This is a genomic window from Xanthomonas phaseoli pv. dieffenbachiae (genome assembly GCF_008639345.1).
GTDB lineage: Bacteria > Pseudomonadota > Gammaproteobacteria > Xanthomonadales > Xanthomonadaceae > Xanthomonas > Xanthomonas phaseoli.
In genome coordinates this window covers 2,554,020-2,571,845 of the sequence record NZ_CP041380.1, presented here as the reverse complement: position 1 = coordinate 2,571,845, position 17,826 = coordinate 2,554,020, and the positions used below count along the sequence as shown (strand labels likewise).

16 protein-coding genes are annotated in these 17,826 nt (G+C 63.0%); 11 read left to right on the top strand and 5 right to left on the bottom strand.

Annotated features, from left to right (window positions below; genetic code table 11):
• The first annotated feature begins 27 nt into the window (after positions 1-27).
• The 7 genes from FLG15_RS11735 (at position 28) to FLG15_RS11700 (ending at position 7,691) form a co-directional block, all read left to right on the top strand.
• Positions 28-339 (top strand): integration host factor subunit beta, encoded by a 312-nt coding sequence (locus tag FLG15_RS11735; RefSeq protein WP_003489651.1) that lies wholly within the window; start codon positions 28-30, stop codon positions 337-339.
• A 66-nt stretch (positions 340-405) separates the two neighbouring features.
• Entirely contained in the window at positions 406-699 is a 294-nt protein-coding gene (locus tag FLG15_RS11730) for a lipopolysaccharide assembly protein LapA domain-containing protein (protein WP_057661571.1), read from the top strand.
• A gap of 6 nt (positions 700-705) precedes the next feature.
• The gene (gene lapB / locus FLG15_RS11725) at positions 706-1,884 is read left to right on the top strand and encodes a lipopolysaccharide assembly protein LapB (RefSeq protein ID WP_057661574.1); all 1,179 of its coding nucleotides are present in this window, start codon (positions 706-708) and stop codon (positions 1,882-1,884) included.
• A complete protein-coding gene (locus FLG15_RS11720; protein WP_057678442.1) occupies positions 1,884-2,852 on the top strand; it encodes an MraY family glycosyltransferase in 969 nt (322 codons plus the stop codon). The genes lapB and FLG15_RS11720 overlap by 1 nt, the downstream gene beginning before the upstream one ends.
• Before the next feature lie 13 nt (positions 2,853-2,865).
• Positions 2,866-4,773 carry a polysaccharide biosynthesis protein gene (locus FLG15_RS11715; RefSeq protein WP_057678441.1) on the top strand — a complete coding sequence of 636 codons (1,908 nt, stop codon included), beginning with the start codon at positions 2,866-2,868 and terminating at the stop codon, positions 4,771-4,773.
• On the top strand, positions 4,773-5,666 hold the full coding sequence (gene galU / locus FLG15_RS11710) for a UTP--glucose-1-phosphate uridylyltransferase GalU (RefSeq protein WP_039571175.1): 894 nt from the start codon (positions 4,773-4,775) through the stop codon (positions 5,664-5,666). The genes FLG15_RS11715 and galU overlap by 1 nt, the downstream gene beginning before the upstream one ends.
• 174 nt (positions 5,667-5,840) lie before the next feature.
• Positions 5,841-7,691: a monovalent cation:proton antiporter-2 (CPA2) family protein gene (locus FLG15_RS11700; protein WP_057678440.1), complete on the top strand. Its 1,851-nt coding sequence runs from the start codon at positions 5,841-5,843 to the stop codon at positions 7,689-7,691.
• A gap of 469 nt (positions 7,692-8,160) precedes the next feature.
• On the opposite strand, the gene FLG15_RS11690 is transcribed toward FLG15_RS11700, so the two are convergent.
• Entirely contained in the window at positions 8,161-8,481 is a 321-nt protein-coding gene (locus FLG15_RS11690) for a DUF1244 domain-containing protein (RefSeq protein ID WP_057678439.1), read from the bottom strand.
• A 49-nt stretch (positions 8,482-8,530) separates the two neighbouring features.
• Between FLG15_RS11690 and folD the strand changes: the two genes are divergently transcribed.
• From folD to FLG15_RS11670, 4 genes are all read left to right on the top strand, one after another.
• Complete coding sequence (gene folD / locus FLG15_RS11685) at positions 8,531-9,442, top strand: bifunctional methylenetetrahydrofolate dehydrogenase/methenyltetrahydrofolate cyclohydrolase FolD (protein WP_150146364.1); 912 nt, start codon at positions 8,531-8,533, stop codon at positions 9,440-9,442.
• 181 nt (positions 9,443-9,623) lie between these two features.
• Positions 9,624-11,081, top strand: a complete 1,458-nt coding sequence (guaB, locus tag FLG15_RS11680) for an IMP dehydrogenase (RefSeq protein ID WP_007963221.1) — start codon at positions 9,624-9,626, stop codon at positions 11,079-11,081.
• 122 nt (positions 11,082-11,203) lie between these two features.
• On the top strand, positions 11,204-12,769 hold the full coding sequence (gene guaA, locus FLG15_RS11675) for a glutamine-hydrolyzing GMP synthase (RefSeq protein WP_017157587.1): 1,566 nt from the start codon (positions 11,204-11,206) through the stop codon (positions 12,767-12,769).
• Between the two features lie 306 nt (positions 12,770-13,075).
• On the top strand, positions 13,076-14,278 hold the full coding sequence (locus FLG15_RS11670; protein ID WP_150146362.1) for a tyrosine-type recombinase/integrase: 1,203 nt from the start codon (positions 13,076-13,078) through the stop codon (positions 14,276-14,278).
• A 50-nt stretch (positions 14,279-14,328) separates the two neighbouring features.
• On the opposite strand, the gene FLG15_RS11665 is transcribed toward FLG15_RS11670, so the two are convergent.
• The 4 genes from FLG15_RS11665 to FLG15_RS11650 all read right to left on the bottom strand — a co-directional run bounded on the left by FLG15_RS11665 (position 14,329) and on the right by FLG15_RS11650 (position 17,666).
• Positions 14,329-14,616 (bottom strand): helix-turn-helix transcriptional regulator, encoded by a 288-nt coding sequence (locus FLG15_RS11665; RefSeq protein ID WP_150146360.1) that lies wholly within the window; start codon positions 14,614-14,616, stop codon positions 14,329-14,331.
• 406 nt (positions 14,617-15,022) lie between these two features.
• The gene (locus FLG15_RS23470) at positions 15,023-15,190 is read right to left on the bottom strand and encodes a hypothetical protein (RefSeq protein ID WP_209228173.1); all 168 of its coding nucleotides are present in this window, start codon (positions 15,188-15,190) and stop codon (positions 15,023-15,025) included.
• On the bottom strand, positions 15,132-15,308 hold the full coding sequence (gene tnpB, locus FLG15_RS23465; protein ID WP_209228164.1) for an IS66 family insertion sequence element accessory protein TnpB: 177 nt from the start codon (positions 15,306-15,308) through the stop codon (positions 15,132-15,134). Before tnpB ends, FLG15_RS23470 begins: the two co-directional genes overlap by 59 nt.
• 312 nt (positions 15,309-15,620) lie before the next feature.
• Positions 15,621-17,666: an NHL repeat-containing protein gene (locus FLG15_RS11650; protein ID WP_150146354.1), complete on the bottom strand. Its 2,046-nt coding sequence runs from the start codon at positions 17,664-17,666 to the stop codon at positions 15,621-15,623.
• Between the last annotated feature and the right edge of the window lie 160 nt (positions 17,667-17,826).

The window sequence follows — 17,826 nt, the reverse complement described above, 5'->3', positions numbered from 1 at the left end:
GTGTCAGTCGAAAAAAGCAAGTCTCCCATGACCAAGTCCGAATTGATTGAAATCCTGGCGCGACGCCAAGCGCATCTGAAGTCGGACGACGTGGATCTGGCAGTCAAGTCGCTGCTGGAAATGATGGGCCAGGCGCTCTCCGATGGCGATCGGATCGAAATTCGCGGGTTCGGCAGTTTTTCGCTGCATTACCGTCCGCCACGGTTGGGACGTAACCCTAAGACCGGCGAGTCGGTCGCGCTGCCGGGCAAGCATGTACCCCACTTCAAGCCGGGCAAGGAATTGCGTGAGCGTGTCAGCTCCGTGGTGCCTGTGGATGTGGCCGATACGGCAGACTGAAGCCATTCTGGCGCTGCGTTTATGTGGTCTCGGTTAAGCTAGTCCGCCTCCCGACGGAGTCTCGCCATGAAGGTGCTTCGCTTGCTGGTGATGTTGGCCTTCCTGCTGGTCGGTCTGATCATCGGTGCGGTCAATTCCCAGGACGTCACGCTCGATTTTCTGTTCTCCAGCGTGCATACCAGTTCAGGCGTCGCGATCATCGTCGCGCTGCTGGTCGGTGCCGGCATGGTGCTGGTCAGTGTGGTCATTCCCCTCTATTCCAAACTGCGCCAGGCCAACAAGGCTGTTGCGGTCAGTCGCGCCGACGCCAGGGCTGTCACGCCTGCGACCGTCGAGCCGCGCCCCATCGATGGACTGTAACGACGTATGGAATTTCTGACCGAGTGGATCTGGTTCTTCCTGTTCGTGCCGCTGGCTGCGCTAGGCGGCTGGATCGTCGGCCGTCGTGGCGGTCAACGCCATGGCGACACGCAGGTCAGTCGTCTTTCCAGTACCTATTTCCGCGGGTTGAACTATCTGCTCAACGAACAGCCGGACAAGGCGATCGAGCTGTTTTTGCACATCGCCGAACTGGACAAGGAAACCTTCGAGACCCAGGTCGCGTTGGGGCATCTGTTCCGCCGCCGTGGTGAAGTGGACCGTGCGATCCGCCTGCACCAGGGCCTGGTGCAGCGTGGCGACCTGACCGATCAGCAGCGCGTCCAGGCCTTGCTGGCGCTCGGCGAGGACTACATGAAGTCGGGTCTGCTGGATCGTGCCGAAACGGTCTTTACGGAGTTGGCGCAACTTGACCAGCGCGCGCCGCAGGCGCTGCGTCACCTGATCGGTATCTATCAGGCCGAGCGCGATTGGGAAAAGGCGATCGACAACGCCACCCGCTATGAAGAGGTGACCGGCGAGCCGATGGGCAAGCTGATCTCGCAATTCGAATGCGAACTGGCTGATCGCTATCGCGGCCTGGGCAAAACCGACGATGCACTCCAAGCGATCGCACGTGCCTACCAGGCCGATGGCACTTCCGTGCGTGCCGGCATTCTGGAAGGACGCATCGAAGCCGAGCGCGGTCACGACGAAGCGGCGGTGCGCGCGTTCGAACGGGCTGCCCGGCATGATCCGGAATACCTGCCCGAGATCATTCCTGCATTGATGGCCGCGTATCGACGGGTCGGCGATATCGCCGGCGCGCGCAACTTCCTGTCGGAGATGACCGAGCACTATCGCGGCATCGCTCCGGTGCTGGCGCTGACCCAGTTGATGGAAGCCCAGGATGGCGTCGCGCCTGCGCTTGCCTATCTTGGCCGCCAGCTCAAGGATCGGCCGTCGGTGCGTGGTGAGTCGGCATTGATCGATCTCACCCTGGCCGAGGGGAGCGACCCGGTCGGCACCCTGCAGGACCTCAAGCACATCACCGACCAGTTGCTGGTGCGCAATCCGAGCTACCGATGCACGCGCTGCGGCTTCGGTGCCAAGACGCATCACTGGCAATGCCCGAGCTGCAAGGAATGGGGTACGGTCAAACCGCTGTTGAACTACGCGGTGGTCTGATGGCGTGGCTGTGGTGCGCGCTGCACCTGCTGGTCGCGGCACTGGGCACCTGGGGGCTGCGGCGCTATGCCTTGCACCGGCGTCTGCTCGATCATCCCGGTGAACGGCGTAGCCACCTGGTGGCGACCCCGCGCGGTGGCGGCATGGCGATTGTGGCGGCAATCTTGCTGGGCTGCGTTGCGGCGTGCGCGCTATGGCCGACATCCCGGTTGACGGTCTGCTGGTTCGCAGCGGGCTTGGTCGCAGTGGCCGGCGTGGGCTGGTGGGACGACCACCGTCCGCTTTCGGCAAGGCTGCGGTTTTCGATTCACCTGGCCGCATCGGCGGCATTGGGCGCCTTGGTTTGGCACGCGACGGGCAGCGTGTGGGATGGATTGCTGACTGCAGCTGCATCCGTGGTGTTGATCAATGTCTGGAATTTCATGGATGGCATCAATGGGCTCGCCAGCACCCAGGCGGCGTTGGCCGCGCTGGGATTCTCGCTGGTAGCGCCTGCCGGTTGGTCGTGGGCAGGTCTGGCGATTGCAGCCGCGTGCCTCGGGTTTGTGCCGTTCAATTTCCCACGTGCGCGCATCTTCATGGGCGATGGCGGCAGTGGCGCGCTCGGCTACGTGCTGGCGGCGCTGCTGGCGCTGAACGTGGCAAGTGGTCAGGTGAGCTGGTGGATCAGCTGGTTCCCGTTGACGGCCTTTCTTGTAGACGCCGGCTTCACGCTGCTTGCTCGCATGCTGTCCGGGCAACGCTGGTGGGAGCCACATGCCCAGCATCTGTACCAACGTCTGGCGCGTCGTCTTGAGACGCACGTCCCGGTAACGTGCGTTTATTTCGCTTTCAGCCTCATTGCCGTCTGCTTGTACCTGTTAATCCGTCATGATCCGTTCTGGCTGCAGGTGTCCGGCGCGCTGGTGTGGGGCATGGGCGCCACTGCAATCTGGCTTTTTCTGCGCGATGGACTGCGCAATTCCTGAGTAATGGACTTTTATGATTTCCTGGCGTGACCGTTTGACCAAGGCCCTGCCGCAGATAGCGGTCGTGGTGCATGACCTGCTGATGGTGTGGGTGTGCTGGCAGTTGCTGCATGCCGGCCGCTACTCGATGCTGCGCGACGCGCCGGATCTGCCGCTGTGGGACTGGCGCACCGCGGTGGTGTTGGTGGCGCAGGGCCTGGTGTTCTGGAAGATGGGGTTGTACCGCGGGTTGTGGCGCTTCGCCTCGGTGCCGGACCTGTGGAACATCTTCAAATCGAGTTTTCTTGGGCTGGTCACGATCGTGCTGGCGTTGGCGTACGACCGTCTGGATGGCGTGCCGCTGTCGGTGTTGGTGGTCTATCCGTTTGCGTTGTCGGCCATGCTGGGGACGCCGCGTCTGTTGTATCGCGCCTGGAAGGACTACCAGATCGCGCATTCCGGTGACGCGGGGCAGCGCGTGCTGATCCTGGGCGCAGGGCGCGCTGCTGAAGGTTTGGTGCGCGATCTGCGCCGTACCGGCGCGTTCGTGCCGATCGGCTATCTGGACGATGCCAGCAACCTGCATGGCGCCAAGATCCAGGGTCTCAATGTGCTGGGCAATCTGGATCAGGCCGCCGCGATTGCTAAAGAGACCGCTGCCAAATTACTGGTGATCGCGATCCCGTCGTTGGACGCTTCCGGCATGCAGCGCGTGGTGGCGATCTGCGAAAGCACCGGCCTGCCGTTCCGCATGGTGCCCAAGCTGATCAACGTGCTGGAGGGGCGCTCGTTGCCGGGCGAGTTGAAGGAGGTCGCGATCGAGGACCTGCTCAACCGCAAGCCGGTGACGCCCGACTGGCGCCTGATCCGCGATTGGCTGACCAACAAGACCGTGATGGTGACCGGCGCCGGTGGATCGATCGGTTCGGAAGTCTGCCGTCAGTGTGCGCGCCACGGCGCGCGCCGGATCGTGCTGCTGGAAATCGACGAACTGGCGCTACTGACCATCGACTCGGATCTGCGCCGGCTGTTCCCGGATATCGAGGTCGTGCGCGTGCTCGGCGACTGCGGCGATCCGGCGGTCGTGGCGCATGCGTTGAACACCGCCACGCCGGACGCGGTGTTCCATGCGGCCGCGTATAAGCAGGTGCCGTTGCTGGAAGAGCAGTTGCGCGAGGCGGTGCGCAACAATGTGCTGGCGACCGAGAACGTGGCGCGCGCATGTCAGCGTGCCCGTATCGAGACCTTCGTCTTCATTTCCACCGACAAGGCGGTGGAGCCGGTCAACGTGCTGGGCGCAAGCAAGCGCTATGCGGAAATGATCTGCCAGAGCCTTGACGCGCGCGATGCGCCGACGCGTTTCATCACCGTGCGCTTCGGCAACGTGCTCGATTCGGCCGGCAGCGTAGTGCCGTTATTCCGCGAGCAGATCCGCCAGGGCGGCCCGGTGACCGTGACGCATCCGGATGTCACGCGTTACTTCATGACCATCCCCGAAGCCTGCCAGTTGGTCATCCAGGCGGCCGCATCCGCGTCGCATGGTGCGATCTATACGCTGGACATGGGCGAGCCGGTGCCGATTCGATTGCTTGCCGAGCAGATGATCCGTCTGGCCGGCAAGCAGCCCGGCAAGGACGTGGCGATTCTCTACACCGGCCTGCGGCCGGGCGAGAAGCTGCATGAGACGCTGTTCTATTCCGACGAAGACTATCGTCCCACCGCGCACCCGAAGATCCTGGAAGCCGGTGTGCGCGAGTTCTCGCATGAGCAGGTGCTGCAGCTGGTGACGCGCTTGCGCGAGGCCGTTAACCGCTATGACATCAAAGCGATGGAGACTGTCTTGGGTAGCCTGATGCCGGATTTCGCGGCTGCTCGACGGAAAGTCGACGCGCGATCTGATACGGTCGTTCCATTCCCCGCACGTGAGGTCAGAAGACTGTAATGAGTCAGCGTATTCGCAAGGCCGTATTCCCCGTCGCAGGTCTTGGGACCCGCTTTCTTCCGGCTACCAAGACGGTGCCGAAGGAAATGCTGCCAATCATCGACAAACCATTGATCCAATACGCTGTCGACGAGGCCATCCAGGCTGGCTGCGATACGCTGATCTTCGTCACCAACCGCTACAAGCACTCCATTGCCGACTACTTCGACAAGGCCTACGAGCTGGAGCAGAAGCTCGAGCGCGCCGGCAAGCTGGAGCAGCTGGAGCTGGTCCGTCATGCATTGCCGGAAGGCGTGCGCGCCATTTTCGTGACGCAGGCCGAAGCGCTGGGCCTGGGGCACGCCGTGTTGTGTGCCAAGGCGGTGGTTGGTGATGAGCCGTTCGCCGTGCTGCTGCCCGACGACCTGATGTGGAACCGTGGCGACGCCGCGTTGACCCAGATGGCCGATGTTGCCGAAGCATCCGGCGGCAGCGTCATCGCCGTGGAAGATGTGCCGCACGACAAGACGGCCAGCTATGGCATCGTCTCCACCGATGCCTTCGACGGCCGCAAGGGTCGCATCAACGCCATCGTCGAAAAGCCCAAGCCGGAAGTGGCGCCGAGCAATCTGGCGGTGGTTGGCCGGTACGTGCTCAGCCCGAAGATCTTCGAATTGCTGGAGTCCACCGGCGCAGGCGCGGGCGGCGAAATCCAGCTGACCGACGCAATTGCCGAGCTGCTGAAGCAGGAGCAGGTCGATGCCTTCCGTTTCGAAGGCCGACGTTTCGATTGCGGCGCACATATCGGCCTGATCGAGGCCACCGTGCACTTCGCGCTCGAGCACGAGAAGCATGGCGGCCCGGCCAAGGAAATCATCCGCGAAGCACTGGCCAAGGCCGACGCGCACGGTTGATTGTTGCCTGATTGCTGTTTCCACGAACGACGCCAGCTGGCGTCGTTCGTCGTTTTCGGGGCTGGCCGTACGCATTGCCGAGCCTGCAGAGCCCGGCTTGGCAACGCCAAGCAGGGGCAGAGATGCGCACCCTGATGCAGGCCGGGGCCGCGCAAGTGCCGCTAGACTCGGCCCATGAGTCAACCTAGCCAATCCAGTGAACTGATCAACGTGGTGGTGCTGCTCGGCGCTGCCGTGGTTGCGATCCCGTTGTTCCGGCGTCTGGGCCTGGGCTCGGTGTTGGGTTATCTGGCGGCGGGACTGGCAATTGGTCCGTTCGGGCTGGGCCTGTTCAACGAGCCGCAAGCCATCCTGCATGTGGCCGAGTTGGGCGTGGTGATGTTTCTGTTCGTGATCGGGCTGGAAATGCGTCCCTCGCACCTGTGGAGTTTGCGCAAGGACATCTTCGGACTCGGCACGCTGCAGATCGCGGTCTGTGCGCTGGTGTTGACCGGCATCGGCCTGTTGCTCGGCTTCGCGCCATCGGTGGCGTTCGTGGCGGCGTCGGGCTTTGTGTTGACGTCCACTGCGGTAGTGATGCAGCTCTTGGCAGAGCGTGGCGACGTTGCCTTGCCGCCGGGGCAAAAGATCGTGGCGATCCTGCTGTTCGAAGATCTGTTGATCGTGCCATTGCTGGCGATCGTGGCCTGGATGGGCGCCAGCGGCGACCCGCAGGCCGCATCGCAGCGTTGGCAGGGTATCGGCATCGGCCTGGCCTGCATCGTCGGATTGCTGGTGGCCGGGCGTTGGCTGCTCAATCCCTTGTTCCGCATCCTGGCCGCGTCCAAGGCGCGCGAGGTGATGACGGCAGCAGCATTGCTGGTGGTGCTGGGCGCGGCGCTGTTGATGCAAGTGGGCGGGCTGTCGATGGCGATGGGGGCGTTCCTGGCTGGCGTACTGTTGTCCGAATCCACGTTCCGGCATCAGATCGAAGCAGATATCGAGCCTTTTCGCGGCATCCTGCTGGGGCTGTTTTTTCTCGGCGTCGGCATGAGCCTGGACTTGCGCGTGGTGGCGGCCGACTGGCGCCTGATCGTGCTGGGCGTGCTGGCCCTGATGGTGGGCAAGGGCGTGTGCATCTACGCGGTGGCGCGGCTGATGCGCAGCGACCATCGCCAGGCGCTGGACCGTGGCGTGCTGATGGCACAAGGCGGCGAATTCGCATTCGTGCTGTTTGCCGCCGCGTCGGCCTCCGGGGTCATCGATGCCCAGGTCAATGCCAGCCTGACCGCCATCGTGGTGTTGTCGATGGCACTGACGCCGTTGTTCGTGCTGCTGCAACGGCGGCTGACGCCGGCCGCAGCGGTCTCGCTGGATGGCGTGGAAGCAGCCAGTGGCCAGACCGGCAGTGTGTTGATCATCGGCTTCGGGCGCTTTGGGCAGGTGGCCAGTCAGTCACTGCTGGCGCGCGATGTGGATGTGACCATCATCGATAACGACATCGAGATGATCCAGAGTGCGGAAGAATTTGGTTTCAAGATCTACTACGGCGACGGCACCCGGCTCGATGTGTTGCATGCCTCCGGCGCGCACAGCGCACGTGCGATTGCGGTGTGCGTCGACAACCAGGAGGCGGCCAATCGCATCGTCGAGCTGGCAACGCGCGAGTTTCCGCATGCCAAGCTGCTGGTGCGTTCGTACGACCACCAGCATTCGCTGCAGTTGGTCGCGGCGGGAGTGGATTACCAGATCCGCGAGACCTTAGAGTCGGCGGTAATCTTCGGCAAGGTGGCGCTGATGGAGCTGGGGGTGGACGAGGACGAAGCCGGCATGATTTCGCGTCAGATCCGCCGCCGCGATGCCGAGCGTTTCGAACTGGAGATTGCTGCCGGCGATGCACGCGCCGGAGCCGGGCTGATGTATGGCAACACCCTGCCGCCCGCACCCCGGCCCACGCCATTCACGCGGCCGCGTCGCGGCAGTCGCACGTTGAATCCCGATGCGGTGCCGCAGGCTGAGCAAGTAGAGACACAGACACGCGACTAGAGCGGGTCATGCACGTTGAGTTGAGTGCCAGGCGCGCCACAGGGCACAGGGCGCTTGCCGGAGGGTTGGCCGCCAGCGGCACGCAACGCGCGCCGCGCGGCGTGCCTTGGCACCACAGCCAAGCTGGAGCCACCCAGCACCCGCTCCGCACCGCTGGCGGACAAGGCATCTCATCTCAACGTGCACGACACGCTCTGAGGGCGGCCGACACACGCGCTGTGCAGACGCTCAGCGGCATGGCCAGTGCGCGATGCGTGCGCCATTGGCACAGTACGATGGCCGCGACCGGACGACTGCTCGCCATCTCGTGTTGGCCGCTAGCAGCGGGCACACATGACTGCGTGGGCGTCGGGCGCGCCACACATGCTCGATGCGGTACGGATCGCTCGTGCCCTCCAGCTCCTCGGCGCGCCTACATCCAGCCGAAGATCGCTCGGGACGTCCTGGCGGCCGCGCCCACTGATGCCTACTAGCCATGCTTGCGCTGGGCGGCGGCGAAGGCTTCCAGTTGCTCGGGCGTGGCGTCTTTCTGATGCTGCTGTTTCCATTGGGCAAATGGCATGCTGTACACGGCTTCGCGCGCCTGTTCCTTGGTCATGGTCTGGCCTTGCGCTTCGGCCGCTTCGCGGTACCAATCGCCCAGGCAGTTGCGGCAGAAGCCGGCGAGAATCATCAAGTCGATGTTCTGCACGTCGGTGCGGTCCTGGTTGAGATGCTGCAAGAGACGGCGAAATGCTGCCGCTTCGATCGAAGTGGTGCTCGGATCGGTGCGTGAGGTGGTGTCGGTCATGGCGGAATCGGGGACAATAGACGGCCTTCGACTCTACACCTGACGCCCCATGACCGCTTCTGCGCCAGCTGCCTCCGCTTCGGCCCGCCTTCTCGATGGTCGCCGCATTGCCGAGGAATTGCTCGACGGATTGAAGCTGCGCGTGGATGCGCGGCTGGCCGCCGGCAAGACGCGCCCCGGGCTGGCGGTGGTGCTGGTCGGTGGCGATCCGGCATCGTCGGTGTATGTACGCAACAAGCGGCGCGCGGCCGAGAAGGTCGGCATCGAAGCCTTCGATTACGACCTGCCGCAGGGCACCAGCGAAGCCCAGCTGGCGTCGCTGATCGATGAGCTCAATGCCGACCCCAAGATCCACGGCATCCTGATCCAGCTGCCGCTGCCGGGTATTCCCGATGCCAACCGGCTGATTCAGCGCATCGACCCGCGCAAGGACGTGGACGGATTCCATCCGCAGAATGTCGGGCATCTGGCCTTGCGCGAATTCGGGCTGCGCCCGTGCACGCCGCGCGGCATCGTGACCTTGCTCGGGCACACCGACCAACCGGTGCGCGGCCGCAATGCCACCATCGTCGGGGTAAGCAACCACGTTGGCCGGCCGATGGGGCTGGAGCTGCTGATCGCCGGCTGCACGGTCACCAGTTGCCACAAATTCACCCCGCCCGATGTGCTGGAAGCGAGCGTGCGCAATGCCGACATCCTGGTGGTGGCAGTCGGCCGCCCGGGGCTGATTCCGGGCGAATGGGTCAAGCCGGGCGCGGTGGTGATCGATGTCGGCATCAACCGGCTCGATGATGGCCGCCTGGTGGGCGACGTCGGCTTCGACGCCGCCGCGCAGCGCGCGGCCTGGATCACCCCGGTGCCGGGCGGGGTAGGGCCGATGACGGTAGCCACGTTGATGCAGAACACCATCGAGGCCGCTGATGCGGCCGGGATTGGAGATTCGGGATTGGGGATTCGTTAAAGGCAGCGGCCAAGCGCAGGTGTCGGCCGATCCGGATTGCGTCCGGGGATCAGCCGGCCGCCGGCATCCTGACGAACGGCGGGCGGTGCAGGGCGGCGCCTTGGCCACTCCCGAATCTCAACTCCCCACTCCCGGCGCCAATGCGTTAAAATATCGCGCTTCCCCACACTCGGGTCCGCCGATGCTACGCATCCAGGCTGAAGCTCTCACCTACGACGACGTTTCGCTCGTCCCCGCTCATTCGATCGTCCTGCCCAAGGACGTCAGCCTGGAAACCCGGCTGACGCGCGACCTGCGCCTGAAACTGCCGATCCTGTCGGCGGCAATGGACACAGTGACCGAGCACCGTCTTGCGGTGGCCATGGCCCAGTTGGGCGGCATCGGCATCATCCACAAGAACCTGACCCCGCAGCAGCAAGCCGGCGAAGTGGCACGGGTCAAGAAATTCGAATCCGGCGTGATCACCGAGCCATTCACCGTCAGCCCGGACACGACCATCGGCGAAGTGCTGGCACTGACGCGCGCGCGCAACATCTCCGGCGTGCCGGTGGTGGATGGCAGCGAACTGGTCGGTATCGTCACCAGCCGCGACATGCGTTTCGAAAAGAAGCTCGACGATCCGGTCCGCCACATCATGACCAAGAAGGACCGGCTGATCACCGTGCGCGAGGGCGCCAGCGACGAGGAAGTGCTCGAGCTGCTGCATCGCAACCGGATCGAAAAGGTCTTGGTAGTCAACGACAGTTTCGAGCTGCGTGGCCTGATCACGGTCAAGGACATCCAGAAGAAGACCGACAACCCCAACGCCGCCAAGGACAGCGCCAAGCGGCTGCTGGTGGGCGCGGCAGTGGGCGTGGGCGGCGATACCGAACAGCGCATCGAGCTGCTTGCCGCAGCCGGCGTGGACGTGGTGATTGTCGATACCGCGCATGGCCATTCGCAGGGCGTGATCGATCGCGTTGCGTGGGTCAAGAAGACCTATCCGCAGCTGCAGGTGATCGGCGGCAACATCGTGACCGGCGATGCGGCATTGGCATTGATGGATGCCGGCGCCGATGCGGTCAAGGTTGGCGTAGGCCCGGGCTCGATCTGCACCACGCGCGTGGTTGCTGGCGTGGGCGTGCCGCAGATCACCGCGGTGGACATGGTGGCCGAAGCACTGCAGGACCGCATCCCCTTGATTGCCGATGGCGGCATCCGCTATTCCGGCGACATCGGCAAGGCGCTGGTGGCCGGTGCCTCGACGGTCATGGTCGGCGGCCTGTTGGCCGGTACCGAAGAAGCGCCCGGCGAGGTCGAACTGTTCCAGGGCCGCAGCTACAAGAGCTACCGCGGCATGGGTAGCCTGGGTGCGATGGAAAAGGGGTCCAAGGACCGCTACTTCCAGGATGCCTCCGATGCCGACAAGCTGGTTCCCGAAGGCATCGAGGGCCGCGTGCCGTATCGCGGGCCGGTCGGCGGCATCATCCATCAGCTCATCGGTGGCCTGCGCGCGACCATGGGCTACGTGGGCTGCGCCACCATCGAAGAGATGCGCAGCAAGCCCAAGTTCGTCAAGATCACCGGCGCCGGTCAGCGCGAAAGCCACGTCCACGACGTACAGATCACCAAAGAGCCGCCGAACTATCGCGCTGGATGATCGGGAATGGGGAATCGCGAATCGGGAATCGTTAAGAGCCCGCCGCTTCCTCGTCCGATAGCGGCTGGTGCTGCGTTTGCTGTTGCGATTCCCCAATCCCGATTCTCGATTCCCGGCTCTCAATGACCAACATCCATACCGACAAGATCCTCATCCTCGATTTCGGCGCGCAGTACACCCAGCTGATTGCGCGGCGTATCCGCGAGATCGGGGTCTATTGCGAGATCTGGGCGTGGGATCATGATCCGTCGGAGATCGCCGGTTTCGGTGCCAAGGGCATCATCCTGTCCGGCGGCCCGGAGTCGACCACGTTGCCGGGCGCACCGGTGGCGCCGCAGGAAGTGTTCGATAGCGGCCTGCCGGTGTTCGGTATCTGCTACGGCATGCAGACGCTCGCTGCGCAGTTGGGTGGGGCGACCGAAGCGGCGGATCAGCGCGAATTTGGCCATGCCGAAGTGGATGTGGTGGCCGCCGACGCGTTGTTCTCCGGTCTGACCGACCACGCCGGCGCGTCGCGTTTGAACGTGTGGATGAGCCACGGCGACCACGTGTCGCAGGTGCCGCCGGGCTTCACCATTACCGCCACGACCGACCGCATTCCGGTCGCGGCGATGTCCAACGAAGCCAAGCGTTGGTACGGCGTGCAGTTCCATCCGGAGGTGACGCATACCTTGCAGGGACAGACCTTGCTGCGTCGCTTCGTGGTGGATGTCTGCGGCTGCCAGACGCTGTGGACCGCGGCCAACATCATCGAGGACCAGATCGCGCGCGTGCGCGAACAGGTGGGCGATGACGAAGTGATCTTGGGCCTGTCCGGCGGCGTGGATTCGTCGGTGGTGGCCGCGCTGTTGCACAAGGCGATCGGCGACAAGCTGACCTGCGTGTTCGTCGACACCGGCCTGCTGCGCTGGCAGGAAGGCGACCAGGTGATGGCGATGTTCGCCGAGCACATGGGCGTCAAGGTGATCCGCGTCAACGCCGCCGACCGTTATTTCGCCAAGCTGGAAGGCGTGAGCGACCCGGAAGCCAAGCGCAAGATCATCGGCAACCTGTTCGTGGACATCTTCGACGAAGAGTCCAGCAAGCTGGCCAATGCCAAGTGGCTGGCACAGGGCACGATCTACCCGGATGTGATCGAGTCGGCCGGCAGCAAGACCGGCAAGGCGCACGTGATCAAGAGCCATCACAACGTCGGTGGCCTGCCGGAGCACATGAAGCTGGGCTTGGTCGAACCGTTGCGCGAATTGTTCAAGGACGAAGTGCGGCGCCTGGGCGTCGAGCTTGGCCTGCCGCGCACGATGGTGTATCGCCACCCGTTCCCGGGCCCGGGCCTGGGCGTGCGCATCCTCGGCGAGGTGAAGCGCGAGTACGCCGAGCTGCTGGCCAAGGCCGATGCGATCTTCATCGACGAACTGCGCAAGGCCGATCTCTACGACAAGACCAGCCAGGCCTTCGCGGTGTTCCTGCCGGTGAAATCGGTCGGTGTGGTCGGCGATGCACGCGCCTACGAATGGGTGATCGCCTTGCGCGCGGTGGAGACCATCGACTTCATGACCGCGCACTGGGCGCACCTGCCGTACGACTTCCTCGGCACGGTGAGCAACCGCATCATCAACGAGCTGCGCGGCGTTTCGCGGGTGGTCTACGATATTTCCGGCAAGCCGCCTGCGACGATCGAGTGGGAATGATTTGACGTCTGGCACTGGCTGGCATCAAGTAGCACTAGAACACAGCTAAGCCCGCGTAAATGCGGGCTTTTTTTTGATTTCGTCTGGCACTCGCTGGCAATCTTTGGAATCTGCAAGCACCGTTTTTTCATGGCATGATGAATGGCATCGAGCGCTTAGATACCATGAGGCGCTGCCAATACCATGCAGCAATCTTTATTGATATCATGGTACTAAATTTTCATAAGTCATTGATTTTATTAGTTTTTTTTGCAGAAAACGGCTGAATATGGATCATGGTATTTAAGCCGAACGAGGGCCAAGAACATGCTTACTGATACCAAGCTGCGGAACCTCAAGCCGAGGGATAGGCTCTACAAGGAGAACGACCGCGATGGCCTCTATGTGGCCGTCACGCCTGCAGGTGCGATCTCGTTTCGCTATAACTATTCGATCCATAGCCGGCAGGAGACCATCACTTTCGGCCGCTACGGTGTTGGCGGAATCACCCTTGCGGAAGCCCGAGAGCGGCTCGGCGAAGCCAAGAAGATGATCGCGGCCGGGAAGTCGCCTGCCAAAGAGAAGGCGCGAGACAAGGCTCGCGTTAAGGATGCGGAGACGTTTGGAGCATGGTCGGAGAAATGGCTGCGCGGCTACCAGATGGCTGACTCCACACGTGACATGCGCCGCTCGGTCTACGAGCGCGAGTTAAAGCCGAAATTCGGCAATCAGAAGCTGGTGGAGATCACCCATGAGGACTTGCGCGCGCTCACCGATGCCATCGTGGAGCGCGGCGCGCCGGCCACCGCAGTACATGCACGAGAGGTGATGTCGCAGGTCTATCGCTGGGCCATCGAACGCGGCCAGAAGGTCGCCAACCCAGCAGAACTGGTGCGCCCAACGACAATCGCCAAGTTCGAGCCGCGCGATCGTGCGCTGACGCCCGATGAGATCGGCCTGATGTATCAGTACATGGAGCGCATCGGTACGACGCCATCCATCCGGGCAGCAGCCAAATTGCTGCTGCTAACGATGGTGCGCAAAAGCGAGCTGACCAACGCGACCTGGGGCGAGATCAATTTCAGCGACGCGCTTTGGACGATCCCGAAGGAGCGAATGAAGCGACGCAATCCGCACTTGGTGTTTCTGTCCCGCCAGGCCCTGGACATTTTCATTGCCCTCAAAACCTTTGCCGGCGGCTCGGACTACGTGTTGCCGTCGCGTTATGACTCAGACCTACCCATGAGCAGCGCCACGCTCAACCAAGTATTGACGCTCACATATCGGCTGGCGCAAAAGGAAGGAAAGTCGCTTCCCAAGTTTGGGCCACATGACCTACGGCGCACAGCCAGCACGCTATTGCATGAGGCTGGCTACAACACCGACTGGATTGAGAAGTGCCTGGCGCATGAGCAGAAAGGCGTCAGGGCCGTCTATAACAAGGCTGAGTACAGTGAGCAACGCACCGCCATGCTGCAGGACTGGGCGAACATGATCGACGAATGGACAATGAAGCGGCCAAGTGCGTGAACGAAGGGCACTTTAGGACGCTATCCGTGCATCAATGCGTGATGTTCGTTCTATTGCCGCCGGAGCAGCGCAGCGCTTTTATCGGTTGAAGGGGCGGAGCCGCAGGTGACGGTCGACGAGTTGAATCCCGGTCGCATGGCCTGCGTACCGGACGACCTGCGCGTTTCAATCCATTTCTCAATTTCGGCCAAATCCCAGGCGACATTTCGGCTGGTGAGTGCAATGCGGCGTGGGAACTCTCCACGCTGCTCCATGTTAAAGATCGTGCGCTCAGACAGTGGAATCATCGCCAGGAGCTTTTTACGGTTGATGAGTGTCTTGCTTGTCTCTGCCTGCATTCCTTCGCCTCCTTCATTCACACGCGAACATGTGTTTGAGTCAAAAGTAGCTGCGATCACCGAGTGTCCAGGGCTTTGGGTTCTATCTTGCGCTCCACTCTTCACTTTCACTGCCTTTGTCAGGCGGGGCAGCACTTGAAAACTTCCGACGCGGTGAGTGCATTGGGCTATCAGTCAAACGCATGCTGACCACTAGATCTAGCCTGAAAAGGGATGCGAAGCGTTCCCTGTTGTTTAAGCAGTACGCATGCTGTTGGGGCGCCTACGGGCCACGCCGAACTCTGCTTGGCGAAAGAGTAGAGCGCGCTTTGAGATGTCTCGTGGTCGAGCATTCGACGCGCCGCGACTGCCATGACGGCAGTGTGAGACGTTTGCGGGCCGCGCTCCGGCGCGAACCCCGATTGCGTCACAACAACCGGGTCGCGTCGTCGTCTTCCACGCGCTGCCACGGCTCCAGCACCAAGGCCTGCAGCTGGGGCGGCGTCAGTGGCATCTGTTCCAGCCTTCTCGTGAGGCTACACGAAACGCCCGCAGTGCAGGCGTAGTACTGCAAGCCATATGCCGACGCCGTCATGTAAGAGCACCTTCATGCGCGTGGCATGCCGGTTGGCGAAGAGGTACGCATGGTGCGGCTTTGCGCCGCCGAAGACCTGAACGACGCGGGCCAGGATGGTTTCGGTGACTGCTCGCATGATCAGTGGCGTCGTCGCAACCCAGACGGCGTCGATGCGGATGCCAGTCGGGGCGACCAGAGGTTTTGCAGACCGACCCAAGCTCCTCGCGCCGGGGGAACGAGAGATCGAGCACGGGCACTTCCGCGATGCAGACGATGTCATGGCGGAGCTGGATCGGGAGGACGACGAATGAAGGTCGTCCTCCTGTAACACAGCTCACACGCCGGCTCTTGAGAGCGCTCTGCTCCCACTGCGTGCCAAGATGCTGCCGGATAGACGGCTGATCAGACGTGCCGGCACCCAGCGCGCCCGTGGGCTTATCGCAGCGAGTCAGTCATTCGGATTGTAGGCATCCCACTGCAACGAACCGTCCGGATCCGCCCAGCCCGGCGACTGCACGACCGGCAGGCTCCACCCATTCTGGCCGCCGAAGAAGTCCGAGGGAGTCACGCTCAGGCTCGTGAAGAGGTCCTGCGTCAGCACCGTGCTCGGATAGGCGCCCACGTTCGTCGTGATGTTCGCCGGCGATCCCAGCGCGCAGCAGATGTAGTACCAGTAGACGAAGTCATCGCTGGAATCGCTCACGTGCTTAGTCATCATCGCGTGGTTGGGCGAAGACGGTGGCGTGGGGGCCGGAAAGACATGTGGCCCGAACACCTCTTCCCCCTGCAGGATCTGCCACCCCGCTGGCATCAACGACTGGTAGAAGGTGAGCTGCCAAACCGGCGCCAGTCCCGCCAGCAGCGATGGCGTCAGCGTATCCGGCCAGACCCAGAGGCCCTGGCTGATGGCCTGTCCGGCCAGGCTGAGCTTGCCCCAATCGGTCACGATGGCGGTCTGCTGGGTCGCGCGCTCCGTAATCGACTGGATGAAGTTGTTCGCCATGGCGTCGGCCAACTTCGCGTATGCCACCTGCAAGGTGCCGGGCGGCGCGTCCGGGCTGTTCTGCTGGATGTTGTAGTTCATCGCCGCAGCAAGTCCCGACCCGATCAGGGAGACGGCCAGTCCGTACGGCGGAGCGAACAGCGTGCCGACACGGGACAGGAAGGTCGTCATCAGCGTGGTCAGCACCACGCTCACTTCCGATTCGCCTTGCGCCTGTACGGTCAGGCCCACACTGGTAGATACCGCCTGCAACTGTTCGGATTGAATGGTCGCCAGATCCGACGACAGTGTTCCCAACTCGACGAACAGTGCATTGACGGCGATGACCGCGGTCAGTTCCGTCATCAACTGCGCCTTGAGCGCGGTCCAATCGTCCGCTGAGACGCCGGCCGGCTGCGCCATCTGTGAGAGCTCGATCTGGTAGCTCGACAGCGGCGCGATCGTGTTGGCGTACTGCGCGCGAATGCCGCCGGAGACGGTGATGCCGAGCGTGGCATTGACGGCGGTGTACGCCGTCTGCTGCCCGGCATTCATCGCCGGCCATGATTGGGTGGGTACGTCCAGCAGACCCAACGTGAAGGGGGCAATGACGATGGCGAGTGGATAGGCGATCGTTACCGCGCAGCACAGGAACTGGGAGCCTGCAGTCCATGATTGCGGGAGTTCCAGGCCGGAGACGTCCATCGTCTTCACCACGCCGCCCGGCGCCGACAGCGTCAGTTCCGTCTGCGTTAGCGACCAGACCGATCCATCGGCGCAGGCCGCTATCCAACTGCCGCCAAATTGCGCCCCATTGGTCAATGGTTTCCAGCCGCTGGCGGCCGTCCATTGCCAGAAGATCGGACCCAAGCCGTCTGCCGTCGCTGCGCCAACGATCAGGTCGGCGCTGCCAGCCGAGATGGTCGTGAAAACGAGCGTGTTCTGGCCGGATTGGTTCTGGATCGTCCAGCTGCCGTTGGCGTATTGATAGGGATTGCCCTGCGCGTCGAGTGCCCACAGCGTGCCATCCGTGGCCGCGGTGATGTCGGAGATCGTCACGCCGTTGGGCGGCGAGCCCAGTTTCGTGACCGCGCCACTGCCATCGACCTGACCGATCCACGTGGTGCTGTCCGTCGCTACGACGTAGACGAGGTCAGCGGACACAGCGCAGATGGCACCGAAGCTCGCATCAGGGCTGGCGTAGACGGTGCTCAGGGCGGCTTTGGCGTAGTCGTAGACCTGCAACGTGCCGGTGCTGTCGCCGTCTTGGTCGAGGGCCCATATCGTGCCGTCGGCTGCGGCCGAGATGGTCCCGACGGAGAGACTCAAGCCTGGTAGCACGGCCGCCGGGCCGCTGGCGAGGGTGATGGAGGGAGGCAGCGTGCTGCCCGCCGTTGCCACGGAAGCGCCAGTCCCCAGAGGCTTCGGCTGGAGATGCTTGAGCGCGACGGGGATGGGGGGCGATTGGGAGGCCTCAGCGTCATTGGGGCGCAATGGAATGAATCGAGTCATGGGGTCGTCGGCGCTCCTTTGGCGCGGTTGCGGCTGGTCGCCATTGTGATCGGTGAATTCCCGTTCGTTCCCCGTCACGACATGATCGCCAAGCGACGGATTCTTGAATAGATTGTCGAGAGCCCATGATGAGCCAGTCGTCTAGTTTCGAGGGCGCTAC

Bases quoted from the DNA above. Each gene is read 5' to 3' on its own strand.
- galU (WP_039571175.1), top strand. From the start codon at position 4,773: ATGAGTCAGCGTATTCGCAAGGCCGTATTCCCCGTCGCAGGTCTTGGG.
- guaA (WP_017157587.1), top strand. From the start codon at position 11,204: ATGACCAACATCCATACCGACAAGATCCTCATCCTCGATTTCGGCGCG.
- FLG15_RS11730 (WP_057661571.1), top strand. From the start codon at position 406: ATGAAGGTGCTTCGCTTGCTGGTGATGTTGGCCTTCCTGCTGGTCGGT.
- tnpB (WP_209228164.1), bottom strand. From the start codon at position 15,308: ATGCGAGCAGTCACCGAAACCATCCTGGCCCGCGTCGTTCAGGTCTTC.
- FLG15_RS23470 (WP_209228173.1), bottom strand. From the start codon at position 15,190: ATGACGGCGTCGGCATATGGCTTGCAGTACTACGCCTGCACTGCGGGC.
- lapB (WP_057661574.1), top strand. From the start codon at position 706: ATGGAATTTCTGACCGAGTGGATCTGGTTCTTCCTGTTCGTGCCGCTG.
- FLG15_RS11700 (WP_057678440.1), top strand. From the start codon at position 5,841: ATGAGTCAACCTAGCCAATCCAGTGAACTGATCAACGTGGTGGTGCTG.
- FLG15_RS11665 (WP_150146360.1), bottom strand. From the start codon at position 14,616: ATGCAGGCAGAGACAAGCAAGACACTCATCAACCGTAAAAAGCTCCTG.
- FLG15_RS11720 (WP_057678442.1), top strand. From the start codon at position 1,884: ATGGCGTGGCTGTGGTGCGCGCTGCACCTGCTGGTCGCGGCACTGGGC.
- FLG15_RS11670 (WP_150146362.1), top strand. From the start codon at position 13,076: ATGCTTACTGATACCAAGCTGCGGAACCTCAAGCCGAGGGATAGGCTC.
- folD (WP_150146364.1), top strand. From the start codon at position 8,531: ATGACCGCTTCTGCGCCAGCTGCCTCCGCTTCGGCCCGCCTTCTCGAT.
- guaB (WP_007963221.1), top strand. From the start codon at position 9,624: ATGCTACGCATCCAGGCTGAAGCTCTCACCTACGACGACGTTTCGCTC.
- FLG15_RS11715 (WP_057678441.1), top strand. From the start codon at position 2,866: ATGATTTCCTGGCGTGACCGTTTGACCAAGGCCCTGCCGCAGATAGCG.
- FLG15_RS11650 (WP_150146354.1), bottom strand. From the start codon at position 17,666: ATGACTCGATTCATTCCATTGCGCCCCAATGACGCTGAGGCCTCCCAA.
- FLG15_RS11735 (WP_003489651.1), top strand. From the start codon at position 28: ATGACCAAGTCCGAATTGATTGAAATCCTGGCGCGACGCCAAGCGCAT.
- FLG15_RS11690 (WP_057678439.1), bottom strand. From the start codon at position 8,481: ATGACCGACACCACCTCACGCACCGATCCGAGCACCACTTCGATCGAA.